At 62.0% G+C, this 13,009-nt stretch carries 12 protein-coding genes and 1 riboswitch; of the genes, 7 read left to right on the top strand and 5 right to left on the bottom strand.

Annotated elements, in window-relative coordinates; genetic code table 11:
- Nucleotides 1–158: 158 nt before the first annotated feature.
- Nucleotides 159–2,156 carry a transketolase gene (gene tkt, locus AC6I6U_RS05785; protein ID WP_497881077.1) on the bottom strand — a complete coding sequence of 666 codons (1,998 nt, stop codon included), beginning with the start codon at nt 2,154–2,156 and terminating at the stop codon, nt 159–161.
- Between the two features lie 262 nt (nt 2,157–2,418).
- On the opposite strand from tkt, the gene AC6I6U_RS05780 reads away from it, so the two are divergent.
- The 5 genes from AC6I6U_RS05780 (at nt 2,419) to AC6I6U_RS05760 (ending at nt 7,459) form a co-directional block, all read left to right on the top strand.
- Nucleotides 2,419–3,414: an ArsR/SmtB family transcription factor gene (locus AC6I6U_RS05780; protein WP_497881076.1), complete on the top strand. Its 996-nt coding sequence runs from the start codon at nt 2,419–2,421 to the stop codon at nt 3,412–3,414.
- 19 nt (nt 3,415–3,433) lie between these two features.
- Nucleotides 3,434–4,624: a methionine adenosyltransferase gene (gene metK / locus AC6I6U_RS05775; RefSeq protein ID WP_497881075.1), complete on the top strand. Its 1,191-nt coding sequence runs from the start codon at nt 3,434–3,436 to the stop codon at nt 4,622–4,624.
- A 190-nt stretch (nt 4,625–4,814) separates the two neighbouring features.
- The gene (locus AC6I6U_RS05770) at nt 4,815–5,198 is read left to right on the top strand and encodes a DUF1090 family protein (protein ID WP_497881074.1); all 384 of its coding nucleotides are present in this window, start codon (nt 4,815–4,817) and stop codon (nt 5,196–5,198) included.
- A gap of 97 nt (nt 5,199–5,295) precedes the next feature.
- Nucleotides 5,296–6,969, top strand: coding sequence for an NAD-dependent DNA ligase LigB (gene ligB / locus AC6I6U_RS05765; protein WP_497881073.1), 1,674 nt, complete (start codon nt 5,296–5,298; stop codon nt 6,967–6,969).
- A gap of 94 nt (nt 6,970–7,063) precedes the next feature.
- On the top strand, nt 7,064–7,459 hold the full coding sequence (locus tag AC6I6U_RS05760; protein WP_497881072.1) for a DUF1090 domain-containing protein: 396 nt from the start codon (nt 7,064–7,066) through the stop codon (nt 7,457–7,459).
- Nucleotides 7,460–7,471: 12 nt separating this feature from the next.
- Here AC6I6U_RS05760 and AC6I6U_RS05755 read toward each other — a convergent pair whose 3' ends face one another.
- Nucleotides 7,472–7,921, bottom strand: coding sequence for a c-type cytochrome (locus tag AC6I6U_RS05755; RefSeq protein ID WP_497881071.1), 450 nt, complete (start codon nt 7,919–7,921; stop codon nt 7,472–7,474).
- A 146-nt stretch (nt 7,922–8,067) separates the two neighbouring features.
- On the opposite strand from AC6I6U_RS05755, the gene mltA reads away from it, so the two are divergent.
- Nucleotides 8,068–9,216: a murein transglycosylase A gene (mltA, locus tag AC6I6U_RS05750; RefSeq protein ID WP_497881070.1), complete on the top strand. Its 1,149-nt coding sequence runs from the start codon at nt 8,068–8,070 to the stop codon at nt 9,214–9,216.
- A 69-nt stretch (nt 9,217–9,285) separates the two neighbouring features.
- Here mltA and AC6I6U_RS05745 read toward each other — a convergent pair whose 3' ends face one another.
- The 3 genes from AC6I6U_RS05745 to AC6I6U_RS05735 form a co-directional block, all read right to left on the bottom strand.
- Nucleotides 9,286–9,672 (bottom strand): MAPEG family protein, encoded by a 387-nt coding sequence (locus AC6I6U_RS05745; protein ID WP_497881069.1) that lies wholly within the window; start codon nt 9,670–9,672, stop codon nt 9,286–9,288.
- Nucleotides 9,673–9,861: 189 nt separating this feature from the next.
- Nucleotides 9,862–10,722 carry a formate/nitrite transporter family protein gene (locus tag AC6I6U_RS05740; RefSeq protein WP_497881068.1) on the bottom strand — a complete coding sequence of 287 codons (861 nt, stop codon included), beginning with the start codon at nt 10,720–10,722 and terminating at the stop codon, nt 9,862–9,864.
- A 54-nt stretch (nt 10,723–10,776) separates the two neighbouring features.
- Nucleotides 10,777–11,187: an acyl-CoA thioesterase gene (locus AC6I6U_RS05735; RefSeq protein ID WP_497881067.1), complete on the bottom strand. Its 411-nt coding sequence runs from the start codon at nt 11,185–11,187 to the stop codon at nt 10,777–10,779.
- 196 nt (nt 11,188–11,383) lie between these two features.
- Nucleotides 11,384–11,490: riboswitch (S-adenosyl-L-homocysteine riboswitch) on the top strand.
- 21 nt (nt 11,491–11,511) lie between these two features.
- Between AC6I6U_RS05735 and ahcY the strand changes: the two genes are divergently transcribed.
- A complete protein-coding gene (ahcY, locus tag AC6I6U_RS05730) occupies nt 11,512–12,921 on the top strand; it encodes an adenosylhomocysteinase (RefSeq protein WP_497881066.1) in 1,410 nt (469 codons plus the stop codon).
- The last annotated feature ends 88 nt before the right edge of the window (nt 12,922–13,009 follow it).

Raw genomic sequence — 13,009 nt, 5'->3', positions numbered from 1 at the left:
TGTCTGTGAACCAGGGAGGCAGGCGGTGACTGGGCTGCCGTCTTCGCGGGCAAGCCCTGCTCCTACATATCGCATGTCGTACGCAGCATTTGTGCACGACACCGTACTGTAGGAGCAGGGCTTGCCCGCGAAGGGGCCGGCCCGGACTATCGCCGGACTCAGTCTTCCAGCAGTTCCTCAGCCTGACCCAAGATGTTCTCCAGGGTGAAACCGAACTCTTCGAACAGGGCTGCCGCAGGCGCCGACTCACCGTAGGTGGTCATGCCGATGACGCGACCTTCCAGGCCCACGTACTTGTACCAGTAGTCGGCATGGGCGGCCTCGATGGCGATACGCGCCCCCACTTCCAGTGGCAGGACCGCCTGCTTGTAGCTGGCATCCTGGGCGTCGAACAGGCTGGTGCACGGCATGGACACCACGCGGACCTTGCGGCCCTGCTCGGTCAGCTTGTCGAAGGCTTGTACCGCCAGGCCAACTTCCGAACCGGTGGAGATCAGGATCAGCTCAGGCTCGCCTGCGCAATCCTTGAGCACATAGCCACCGCGGCTGATGTTGTCGATCTGCGCCGCGTCGCGCTGCTGATGTTGCAGGTTCTGGCGGGAGAAGATCAGCGCCGATGGACCATCCTTGCGCTCGATCGCGTGCTTCCAGGCCACGGCGGACTCCACCGCGTCGGCTGGGCGCCAGGTGTCGAGGTTAGGCGTGCTGCGCAGACTGGTCAGTTGCTCGATCGGCTGGTGGGTCGGACCGTCTTCGCCCAGACCGATGGAGTCGTGGGTGTAGACATGGATCACGCGCTGCTTCATCAGTGCCGACATGCGCACTGCGTTGCGGGCGTATTCCATGAACATCAGGAAGGTCGCGCCGTAAGGCACCAGGCCGCCGTGCAGAGCAACGCCGTTCATGATCGCGGTCATGCCGAACTCACGCACGCCGTAATACATGTAGTTGCCGCTGGCATCTTCGGCGCTGACGCCCTTGCAGCCTTTCCACAGGGTCAGGTTGGAACCGGCCAGGTCCGCCGAACCGCCGAGGAACTCGGGCAGCAGCGGGCCGAAGGCGTTCAGGGTGTTCTGGCTGGCCTTGCGGCTGGCGATGGTTTCGCCCTTGGCCGCGACTTCGGCGATGTAGGCCGAGGCCTTTTCCGAGAAATCGGCTGGCAGTTCGCCGCTCAGGCGACGGATCAGTTCGTTGGCTTCGGTCGGGAAAGCCGCGGAGTAGGCCGCGAAACGCTGGTCCCACTCGGCCTCGACGGCACGGCCGGCTTCCTTGGCATCCCACTCGGCGTAGATGTCGGCCGGGATTTCGAATGGGCCGTGGTTCCACTTCAGCGCGGCACGGGTCAGGGCGATTTCCGCGTCACCCAGCGGGGCGCCGTGGCAATCTTCCTTGCCCTGCTTGTTCGGCGAACCGAAGCCGATGGTGGTCTTGCAGCAGATCAGGGTCGGCTGCTCGCTCTTGCGGGCAGTTTCGATGGCGGTCTTGATCTCTTCCGGATCGTGGCCGTCGACGTTGCGGATCACCTGCCAGTTGTAGGACTCGAAACGCTTCGGCGTATCGTCGGTGAACCAGCCTTCGACTTCACCGTCGATGGAGATGCCGTTGTCGTCGTAGAAGGCGATCAGCTTGCCCAGGCCCAGGGTACCGGCCAGGGACGCCACTTCGTGGGAAATGCCTTCCATCATGCAACCGTCACCCAGGAACACATAGGTGTGGTGGTCGACGATGTTGTGGCCAGGACGGTTGAACTGGGCGCCCAGGACCTTTTCCGCCAGGGCGAAACCGACGGCGTTGGCCAGACCCTGGCCGAGCGGGCCGGTAGTGGTTTCCACGCCTGGGGTGTAGCCGAATTCCGGGTGGCCCGGGGTACGACTGTGCAATTGACGGAAGCTCTTCAGGTCGTCGATCGACAGGTCGTAGCCGGTCAGGTGCAGCAACGAGTAGATCAGCATCGAGCCGTGGCCATTGGACAGGACGAAACGGTCACGGTCGGCGAAGGACGGGTTGCTTGGGTTGTGTTTCAGATAATCACGCCAAAGCACTTCGGCGATATCCGCCATGCCCATGGGGGCACCGGGATGGCCGCTGTTGGCTTTTTGCACGGCATCCATGCTGAGGGCACGAATGGCGTTGGCACGCTCACGACGGCTGGGCATCGCTGATCTCCTGGGATTTGATATTGAAACGAAACGGAAAAAAGGCGTGTATTTTCCCTCAGGGAGAGCCCTCGGGGCAATGACAGATAGTCGTTCAGGCGCTTTTTTCCCGCCGATAATTGCGCATCTCGCTGATGAATCCTTTCCGCGCTTCGTCTGTAGAGCAACGGAAAAACGGGAAAGTGCCATTTATCACGCAATATCAAAAGTTTTTGATATTGACCTTGCGGGTCGCCACCACGCTGACTAGACTGCGGAACTTATGAATCTACCTGCACCCGCCCTGCTTCATGATCATTGCGACGAGCTGTCCGCCCTGTGCAAGGCCGGCGGCGATCCGTTGCGGCTCAATGTATTGCGGGCGCTGGCCAACGACTCGTTCGGCGTGCTGGAGCTGGCACAGATTTTCGCCATCGGCCAATCCGGCATGAGCCACCACCTCAAGGTGCTGGCCCAGGCTGGACTGGTGGCGACCCGCCGCGAGGGCAACGCGATCTTCTATCGTCGTGCCCTGCCCCACACCGAACTACCGGGAGGCCGACTGCACGCCGCGCTGCTCGATGAGGTCGACGACCTGCAACTGCCGGTCGAGGTGCAGGCCCGTATTACCCAGGTACACGGACAACGGGCTGCCGCCAGCCAGGATTTCTTCGCGAAGGTGGCGGAAAAATTCCGCGCCCAACAGGACCTGATCGCCGGCCTGCCCCAATACCGCGACAGCGTCCTGGCCCTGCTCGACAAGCTCAACTTCGCCGCAAACGCCACGGCCCTGGAGATCGGCCCCGGCGACGGCGGCTTCCTGCCTGACCTGGCACGGCGCTTCCAGCAGGTCACGGCGCTGGACAACAGCCCGGCGATGCTCGATATGGCGCGCCAGCTGTGCGAACGCGAGGCGCTGACCAATGTCAGCCTGAAACTGGCCGACGCCCTGCAGAACAACAGTATCCAGGCCGACTGCGTGGTCCTGAACATGGTCCTGCACCATTTCGCCGCGCCGGCCGAAGCCTTGAAGCAGATGACCGGGTTGCTGCAACCCGGCGGCAGCCTGCTGGTAACAGAGTTATGCAGCCACAACCAGAGCTGGGCCAGGGAGGCCTGCGGTGATCTCTGGCTGGGGTTCGAACAGGAAGACCTGGCCCGTTGGGCCATCGCTGCGGGGCTCGTCCCCGGGGACAGCCTTTATGTAGGCTTACGTAATGGTTTCCAGATCCAGGTTCGCCACTTTCAGCGACCGGCTGGTGCCACTCAACATCGGTAAACTCAGGAAAACCATCGATATGAGCGAATATTCCGTTTTCACCTCCGAGTCCGTGTCTGAAGGGCATCCGGACAAAATCGCCGACCAGATCTCCGATGCGGTGCTGGACGCCATCATTGCCCAGGACAAGTTCGCCCGCGTCGCCTGCGAAACCCTGGTGAAAACCGGCGTGGCGATCATCGCTGGCGAAGTCACCACTTCGGCCTGGGTCGACCTGGAAGACATCGTCCGCAATGTGATCCTCGATATCGGCTACAACAGCTCCGACGTCGGCTTCGACGGCGCCACCTGTGGCGTGATGAACATCATCGGCAAGCAGTCGGTGGACATCGCCCAGGGCGTTGACCGCAGCAAGCCGGAAGACCAGGGCGCCGGCGACCAGGGCCTGATGTTCGGCTACGCCAGCAACGAAACCCCGGAGCTGATGCCAGCCCCGATCGCCTACTCCCACCAACTGGTCCAGCGCCAGGCCGAAGCCCGCAAGTCCGGCCTGCTGCCGTGGCTGCGCCCGGATGCCAAGTCGCAGGTGACCTGCCGCTACGAAGGCGGCAAGGTGGTTGGCGTCGACGCCATCGTCCTGTCGACCCAGCACAACCCTGACGTGTCCTACAACGACCTGCGCGAAGGCGTTATGGAGCTGATCGTCAAGCACGTCATTCCGGCCGAGCTGCTGACCAAGGACACCCAGTTCCACATCAACCCGACCGGCAACTTCATCATCGGTGGCCCGGTGGGCGACTGCGGCCTGACCGGTCGCAAGATCATCGTCGACAGCTACGGCGGCATGGCCCGTCACGGCGGTGGCGCGTTCTCCGGCAAGGACCCGTCCAAGGTTGACCGTTCGGCGGCCTACGCCGGTCGCTACGTAGCCAAGAACATCGTCGCCGCCGGCCTGGCCGACCGTTGCGAAATCCAGGTTTCCTACGCGATCGGTGTCGCCCAGCCGACTTCTATCTCGTTGAACACCTTTGGCACCGGCAAGATCAGCGATGACAAGATCATCCAGCTGGTCCGCGAGATCTTCGACCTGCGCCCATACGCCATCACCACCATGCTCGACCTGCTGCACCCGATGTACCAGGAAACCGCAGCCTACGGACACTTCGGTCGTACCCCGGAGCAGAAGACCGTCGGTGAAGACACCTTCACCACCTTCACCTGGGAAAAAACCGACCGCATCGACGCCCTGCGAGCTGCTGCCGGCTTGTAAATGTGTCGGTTGTGTCACAAAAGCCCTTCATGGTTCGCCCTGAAGGGCTTTTTCATGACCACCGGTAATTCCCTGTACAAACATGTTTCCTTATATTCCGCGATCTCGAACCCTGTTTCTCCCCTGGATATTGCACGGCGCCTGTTCGAGACCTTCCTGATGCGTCGGCAATCGAACATTGAGGTTTGCCATGCGTATTTCCGCTATCGCGCCCGCCGCGATCCTGCTCGGTCTTTTCTCCCTTCCAACTCAAGCCGCCGATCTGAGCGCGCTCACCAACCTGGCAGCACAGCTGGGCGGCGGTGGCACGACACAAACGACCGGCACCACGGCCAACGCCGGCAGTTGCGACCCCAAGCAAGTGCAGGATCTGCAAAAACAGATCTACGCTGCCAAGGTCAAGGGCGATAACGTGAAAGCCAATGGCCTGGAGTTGGCCGTTGACCACATCACCGCCAGTTGCAGCGGCGTGGCCAGCAACCAGCAGCCGATCACCAACACCGCCGCGCCCCAGGACCCCAAGGCCCAGGCAATCGACGCCGGCATCAAGGCACTCGGTGGCCTGTTCAAGTGAGCCGACACACGCGGTAAGAAAGCCCCGCCCTTGCGGGGCTTTTTAATGCCGGGACTGATCTAGGCTTTGCTTTTCAGTCGAGCAAGGACGCTCCGGCATGCGTTTCTTCCACGGTTTCCCGATTTTCATTTGGTGCATCACCGCCCAGGCCGCGTCGTGCCCGGAGTGGCCGACAGAACGCGCACTGCGCGAGATAGACGCGCTTGGACAGCAAGTCGCCGAATGGGACGAGCGCTACCACCGCCAGGGCTTGTCACCGGTGGCTGACGAACTCTATGACCAGTCCCGCCAAACCCTGCAACACTGGCGCGGCTGCTTCAGCCCTGGCGAGGCCCAGCGGGACACTGCCCTGCTCAAGGCACGCGGGCCTGTTCCTCATCCGATCGCCCATACCGGGCTCGACAAACTGCCGGACGAGCAGGCAGTCCGGGACTGGGTCAGTACCCGCCAGGATCTCTGGATCCAGCCCAAGGTCGATGGCGTGGCCGTCACACTCAGTTATCGCCAAGGCCGACTGCACCAGGCCATCAGTCGCGGCGATGGCGCCAAGGGCCAGGACTGGACCCACCACGCCCGCAAGATCGCGGCAATTCCCGCGCAGCTGTCGCAGCCGCTCGACCTGGTACTGCAGGGCGAGCTGTACTGGCGCCAGCGCGATCATGTCCAGACCGAACACGGCAGCCTGAACGCCCGCAGCAAGGTCGCAGGCCTGATGGCCCGCCACCACATGCAAGACCATGAAGCCGAGGGTATTGGTCTGTTCGTCTGGGATTGGCCCGACGGCCCACCCACCATGCGCGAACGCCTGCAAGGTCTGAGCGCACTGGGCTTCCCCGACAGCGCAACCTACAGTCAACCGATCAGCCAGTTTGCCGAAGCCCGGCAATGGCGCGAGCATTGGTTTCGCCAACCGCTGCCGTTCGCCAGTGATGGCGTGGTCCTGCGCCAGGGCCAGCGGCCCTCGGCGCACCTCTGGCAACCACGACCACCGTATTGGAGCGTCGCCTGGAAATACCCCTATGCCCAGGCCCTGGCCCATGTGCGCAAGGTCAAGTTCAAGATCGGTCGTACCGGACGGATCACGCCCATGCTCGAACTGGACCCGGTGCACCTCGACGACCGGCAGATCAGGCGGGTCAGTGTCGGCTCTCTGCAACGCTGGCAGGAGCTGGATATTCGCCCTGGCGACCAGGTGGCCATCAGCCTGGCCGGCCTGACCATTCCGCGACTGGACGACGTGGTCTGGCGCAGCGTCGAACGCGAAGCACTGGAAGTCCCGGCCCCTGACGACTTTCATGAGTCGAGTTGCTGGCGCTACAGCCAGGCCTGCGAAAGCCAGTTCCTCGCCCGGCTGACGTGGCTGAGCGGCAAGCAGGGGCTGGAATTGCCCAGGCTGGGACGAGGCACCTGGGAGAAGCTGGTTCGCGCCGGTCGCCTCGAACAACTGCTCGATTGGCTGACCCTCGATGCCCACGAGCTTGCTAACATTAGCGGCTTGGGTCCACAGGGCAGTCGGCAGTTGCTCGATAACGCCCAGTTGGCCCGGCAAAGACCCTTCGAGCGCTGGCTCAAGGCCCTGGGGTTGCCAGCCGCCGCCAGCCTCAGGTTGCACGGCAACTGGCAGTCGCTGGCTGGCCGGTCTGCCGGAGACTGGCAGGCTGAACCCGGTGTGGGCCCCGGACGAGCCGCGCAGTTGAGTGCCTTCTTTCGAGAGCCGCAAGTGGTGGCCCTGGCTGAATCATTACGTGTCGCCGGGGTCGATGGGTTCTGAAGAAAAAGCTGTGAGCCAAATCGGAACATTCATACAGTCGAGTCGGTTTTTTTTATTCATTGTCACTTTTCACTATTTTCAGCACGGAGCCTTCATGAAATTTTCCTCGCCACTGGTGCTTTTCACATTGTGTACCGTCATGGCTGCCCCACTCCTGGCCGCCGAGGAACAACCCGAGCTGACCGGCTGCGCCGCCAAGCGCCAGTCCATCGGCGACCAACTTGCCATCGCCAGGACACAAGGCAACAGCGAGCAGCAGGCCGGCCTGGAAAAGGCCCTGGATGAGGTCACCAACCACTGCACCGATGCCTCGCTGAAAAAAGAGCGGGAAAACAAGGTGCTCGATGCCCGCCACGAAGTCAGTCGCCGCCAGGCCGACCTCGACAAGGCAATGAAAAAGGGCGATGCGGACAAGATCAACAAGCGCAAGGACAAGCTGGCCCAATCACGCAAGGACCTGCAGGAAGCGCTGGACGAACTGGACAAGTAGCGCAGCGCCTACTCAGTGATCACGAAACTCCTTGTGGCAGGCATCGCAGGCATCCTCGACCCGCTCCACCGCCGGCCTCAACAGGCTGGCCTGGTAGGGCTGGACCTTGCTGGCAACCACCAGTTCGCCAGTGGCCGCCTCCAGCGAGCGGGCCAGCTCCTGGAAGCGCGCCTGCTTTTGCCAGACAGCGTCCCTGGCGCTGGTATGTTCCGTTTCCTTGACCTGCGGAAAGTGTTTCCATGGTTCGTGGGACAGGGCATCCAGCTTGATCGCCCCCTCGGCAAAACGCGGGCCATCGAAGGGAATGCGCCCACGCAGCATGCCGCCCAGGTCTTCGCTGGTCTTGAGCATCTGCTTGAAAATGGCCTTGCGCTGGGCCAATGGCGAGTTCGGGTCGAGACCGCCACAGGCGGTGAGGCTCAGGCCAGCCAGCAATACAACGATTATTTTCTTGATAGTCATGATGGCATCAGGTCACGGGAGACGGCGGCCAGTATCCTCGCCTGAAGATCAAAGACCAATAGGCCAGGCCGCCAATACCCACATTAAATGAATGGATTACCTGAACAACGACTGAACAGGTGGTCACTCAAGGAATACGCTGGTTCATGAACACCACTTACAAACGCCTGGGTTGGAGCCTGCTCGCCCTGGCCCTGCTCGCCGGTTGCAACGGCAAGGACAACCAACCCCATGTGCCGGTGACCACCTACGTCAAGGCCGACTGGAAAGCCCTGCCAAACGTATCCGACGCCGACCTGCTGGCAGGCTTTGCCTCATGGCGCAGCGCCTGTACCCGATTGAAAAACGATGCCACCTGGGCAGCCACCTGCTCCGCCGCGAGCAACGTGCCGGCCACCGCAGCGGCCATTCGCGGCTTTCTCCAGCAAAACCTTGACGTCTATGGACTGCGCTCGGCGCAAAACAGTGCCGACGGGCTGATCACCGGCTACTACGAACCCGTCTACCCCGGCAGCCTGACCCGCACGGACAAGGCCTCGGTGCCGGTCTACGGCATCCCCGATGACCTGATCGTCGTCCAGTTGGAGAGCATCTATCCCGAACTCAAGGGCAAGCGCCTACGCGGACGACTGGAAGGCCGGGTCGTCAAACCCTATGACGACGCCGCGCTGATCGCCACCCAGGGCGTCAAGGCCCCGGTACTGGCCTGGCTCACCGATCCGATGGACCTGCAATTCCTGCAGATCCAGGGCTCGGGCCGGATTCGCCTGGATGACGGCCGACAACTGCGCATCGGCTACGCCGACCAGAATGGCCATCCCTACCGCGCCATCGGTCGCTGGCTGGTGGAACAGGGCGAACTGAAGAAAGAAGACGTCACCATGGGCACCATCAGTGCCTGGGCCAAGGCGCATCCGACGCGCATCCCGGAATTGCTGGGCAGCAACCCGAGCTACGTGTTCTTCGCCCGCAACCCGGACAGCAACGAAGGCCCGCGTGGCTCGCTGAACGTGCCGCTGACGGCCGGCTACAGCGTGGCGGTGGACCGCAAGGTGATTCCGCTGGGCAGCCTGCTGTGGCTGTCGACAACCCGCCCGGACGGTACGCCGCTGGTGCGGCCGGTGGCCGCGCAGGATACCGGCGGGGCGATTGCCGGCGAAGTCCGTGCCGACCTGTTCTGGGGCACCGGCGATGCCGCCGGGCAACTGGCCGGGGACATGAAGCAGAAGGGCAATATCTGGATGCTGTGGCCCAAGGGCATGGCGCTGCCCCAGACACCGGATGTCGGCAGCTGATGGCTGCGCAAACCTGAAGGGACTATTCGCGGGCATTCCGACTTGCCCGCGAAAAACCTTCACCAGACCTCAGATGGATACGAAGAAGAAGCTCGCAATCAGCGCCATCCCCACCGCCCAGACCACCGAACGCAGCACTGCCCAGTCGGCCACGTAGCAGATGATGTACAGCAGTCGACTGGTGATGAACAGCACCGCCAGTACGTTGAGCGTTACCAGCGAGGCATGGCCGACCAGATGCGCGATGATCACCGCGGCCGCAAAGGCCGGGGTCACCTCGAAACTGTTCAATTGAGCTGAGTGTGCCCGCTTGGCGAAACCATCGAGGGTTTCCAGGAACGCCCGCGGATCGTGGTTCTGCCGGAGCCCGAACCGGCCGCCACTGAACTTGGCGATGCCGGTGCAGAGGTAGGGCAGGAAGATCGCAATCAATACGCACCAGAGTGCTGGAGTCATGACAAGGTCCTTGTTATTGGCGTTTCATGATGAACATGCCGGTTTCACGCACGGCCACACACTGGCCGATCGAATCCACCGCAACGCCCACAACAGTAGCCCATCCACTGGCCCAGAGCGCGAACATGTTCATTTTTTGATGGTTGGAATCCCCTGCGGACACAACCATCACCCACGAGCACCAGTCAGTCACTTTTCGGACTGGCCACCCATTTTTGGTAGCCCGCTTTCGCTGCGAATCTGCGCATGGCTGATCAGGGCGAAGATACAACTGCCGCCGATGATATTGCCGGCCAACGTCGGTCCGGCGAAGTGCAGCCAGAACTCATGCCAGGACAGCTCGCCGGCGAACACGAGGTACGAAACCTCGGCCGAGCCGGCCACGATATGGGTGAAGTCGCCCAGCGCCATGAGGTAGGTGATAAGGATGATGATCCACATCTTTGCGCTTTCCATGGACGGGATCATCCAGACCATGGTGGCGATCATCCAGCCGGAGACGATGCCCTTGGCAAACATTTGAGACGGTTCGTGCTCCATGACCTTGCGACCGATCTCCAGGAAAGCCAGGTCGGTCTTGCTGTCGAAGATCGGCAGATGCAACATCACGTAGGCCACCAGCAGCGTGCCGCAGAGATTGCCCGCCAGTACCACGCCCCACAGCCGCAGCAAGCGACCGAGATTGAGCAGGCTTGGCTGGCTCATCAGCGGCAGCACGGCCGTCAGGGTATTTTCCGTAAACAGTTGCTGGCGCGCGAGTATCACCGCGAGGAACCCTGCGCAGTAGCCGAAACTGGCGATCACCTTGAATGCCTCGCCCTCTGGCAGCCGGGAGTTGAGCAAGCCCATCGCCATCAGCGACAGGCCCATGGTCAGGCCGGCGGCCAGCGCCGACCAACCGAGCGCGGCCACGCTGCGCTCCAGTTCCTGGTCGCCCTGCAGGCGGATGATTTCATGCAGCACCGCCGCCCGTGGCGGCTGGTTGCGCGTGACGTCCTGCCGCTCTTCGGGCGACAGGTCCGGAGTCTTGCCGTCTTTTTGCGTATCCATCGAAGCCTGCCCCTAGGTGTGCCTGCAGATGGGACACCAGGGGCTGGCAGCTGTTCACTGGCTGGAAGCGGTCTCGTCTTCCTTGAACTGGTCCTTCACGTACTTGATCTCGGTTCGCCCGTGCGGTGCCGGCAGGCCGTCCTCACCGAGGTTGACGAAGACCATCTTTTCCACGGTCAGGATGCTCTTGCGGGTGATCTTGTTGCGCACTTCACACGTCAGGGTGATCGAGGTGCGGCCGAATTCGGTGGCGGTGATGCCCAGTTCGATGATGTCGCCCTGGCGCGAGGCGCTGACGAAGTTGATCTCGGAAATGTACTTGGTCACCACGCGCTGATTGCCCAGCTGGACGATAGCGTAGATCGCCGCTTCCTCGTCGATCCAGCGCAACAGGCTGCCGCCGAACAGGGTGCCGTTGGGGTTGAGGTCTTCGGGTTTGACCCATTTGCGGGTGTGGAAATTCATGCTCGCTCCTGACCGTCTTGCCATTGATGCCGACCATGATGGCAGACCGTACGGTCAAGCTCCATGAACACTCGACTATGGTCGCCATCAGCATTCTTCATCGAACCGACAGAAACCCTTGGGAAGTCCACGACAGGCCGCTATACTCAGCGCCGATTAGAACGGTCATCTTGCCTTGATACCGTTTTCCCGCCACCTGTCCGAGGGGCGCTGCAGCAGGTTCGACCTGTCAGGCTCGGATGGGGCGTTCTCCGGTCGTCTTGTTGCGTCCGGATACTAAACGCACAACGGCGCCCATTCGCACACTACGAATGGAGGCTCTCTATGAGCGCTGTCAACACGCCTGCAGATTTCACCGACTACAAAGTCGCCGACATGTCCCTGGCTGCCTGGGGCCGTCGCGAAATCATCATCGCCGAATCGGAAATGCCGGCACTGATGGGTCTGCGCCGCAAGTATCTGGCCGAGCAACCGCTCAAGGGCGCCAAGATCCTGGGCTGCATCCACATGACCATCCAGACCGCCGTGCTGATCGAAACCCTGGTTGCCCTGGGTGCCGAAGTTCGCTGGTCGTCCTGCAACATCTTCTCGACCCAGGACCAGGCTGCTGCCGCCATCGCCGCTGCCGGCATTCCGGTCTTCGCCTGGAAAGGTGAAACCGAGCAGGAATACGAGTGGTGCCTGGAGCAGACCATTCTCAAGGACGGCGCGCCTTGGGACACCAACATGATCCTCGACGACGGCGGCGACCTGACCGAACTGCTGCACAAGAAATACGCAGCCGTGCTGGAGAAGGTCCACGGCGTGACCGAGGAAACCACCACCGGCGTGCACCGCCTGCTGGACATGCTGGCCAAGGGCGAGCTGAAGATCCCTGCGATCAACGTCAACGACTCGGTCACCAAGAGCAAGAACGACAACAAGTACGGCTGCCGTCACAGCCTGAACGATGCCATCAAGCGCGGTACCGACCACCTGCTGTCGGGCAAGCAGGCCCTGGTGATCGGCTACGGTGACGTGGGCAAGGGTTCGGCCCAGTCCCTGCGTCAGGAAGGCATGATCGTCAAGGTCACCGAAGTCGACCCGATCTGCGCCATGCAAGCCTGCATGGACGGCTTCGAAGTGGTTTCGCCCTTCATCGACGGTATCAACAACGGCACCGAAGCCAGCATCGACAAGGCCCTGCTGGGCAAGATCGACCTGATCGTCACCACCACCGGTAACGTCAACGTCTGCGATGCGAACATGCTCAAGGCCCTGAAGAAGCGCGCCGTGGTCTGCAACATCGGTCACTTCGACAACGAAATCGACACCGCCTTCATGCGCAAGAACTGGGCATGGGAAGAAGTGAAGCCACAGGTGCACAAGATCCACCGCACCGGTCATGGCGATTTCGATCCGCAGAACGACGACTACCTGATCCTGCTGGCCGAAGGCCGCCTGGTAAACCTGGGTAACGCCACTGGCCACCCAAGCCGCATCATGGACGGTTCGTTCGCCAACCAGGTGCTGGCGCAGATCTTCCTGTTCGACCAGAAGTACGCCGACCTGTCGCCAGCCCAGAAAGCCGAGCGCCTGACCGTTGAAGTACTGCCCAAGAAGCTCGACGAAGAAGTGGCCCTGGAAATGGTCCGCGGCTTCGGCGGCGTCGTGACCCAACTGACCAAGACCCAGGCCGACTACATCGGCGTGAGCGTCGAAGGTCCGTTCAAGCCGCACGCCTACCGCTACTGATCGGCCTGGTTGCCTGCTCTCCCGGCGAGAGCAGGCTTTGTGGGAGCGACAGTGCCGCGACCCGACTCGCCTGCGATGACATTGCCTC

It is taken from the genome of Pseudomonas sp. UTLPPB19802, assembly GCF_059730225.1.
The sequence above is the reverse complement of the archived record's forward strand: the minus strand, read 5'-3'. Positions and strand labels throughout refer to the sequence as shown.

Bases quoted from the DNA above. Each gene is read 5' to 3' on its own strand.
- AC6I6U_RS05780 (WP_497881076.1), top strand. From the start codon at position 2,419: ATGAATCTACCTGCACCCGCCCTGCTTCATGATCATTGCGACGAGCTG.
- metK (WP_497881075.1), top strand. From the start codon at position 3,434: ATGAGCGAATATTCCGTTTTCACCTCCGAGTCCGTGTCTGAAGGGCAT.
- tkt (WP_497881077.1), bottom strand. From the start codon at position 2,156: ATGCCCAGCCGTCGTGAGCGTGCCAACGCCATTCGTGCCCTCAGCATG.
- AC6I6U_RS05755 (WP_497881071.1), bottom strand. From the start codon at position 7,921: ATGACTATCAAGAAAATAATCGTTGTATTGCTGGCTGGCCTGAGCCTC.
- AC6I6U_RS05745 (WP_497881069.1), bottom strand. From the start codon at position 9,672: ATGACTCCAGCACTCTGGTGCGTATTGATTGCGATCTTCCTGCCCTAC.
- mltA (WP_497881070.1), top strand. From the start codon at position 8,068: ATGAACACCACTTACAAACGCCTGGGTTGGAGCCTGCTCGCCCTGGCC.
- ahcY (WP_497881066.1), top strand. From the start codon at position 11,512: ATGAGCGCTGTCAACACGCCTGCAGATTTCACCGACTACAAAGTCGCC.
- AC6I6U_RS05770 (WP_497881074.1), top strand. From the start codon at position 4,815: ATGCGTATTTCCGCTATCGCGCCCGCCGCGATCCTGCTCGGTCTTTTC.
- AC6I6U_RS05740 (WP_497881068.1), bottom strand. From the start codon at position 10,722: ATGGATACGCAAAAAGACGGCAAGACTCCGGACCTGTCGCCCGAAGAG.
- AC6I6U_RS05760 (WP_497881072.1), top strand. From the start codon at position 7,064: ATGAAATTTTCCTCGCCACTGGTGCTTTTCACATTGTGTACCGTCATG.
- AC6I6U_RS05735 (WP_497881067.1), bottom strand. From the start codon at position 11,187: ATGAATTTCCACACCCGCAAATGGGTCAAACCCGAAGACCTCAACCCC.
- ligB (WP_497881073.1), top strand. From the start codon at position 5,296: ATGCGTTTCTTCCACGGTTTCCCGATTTTCATTTGGTGCATCACCGCC.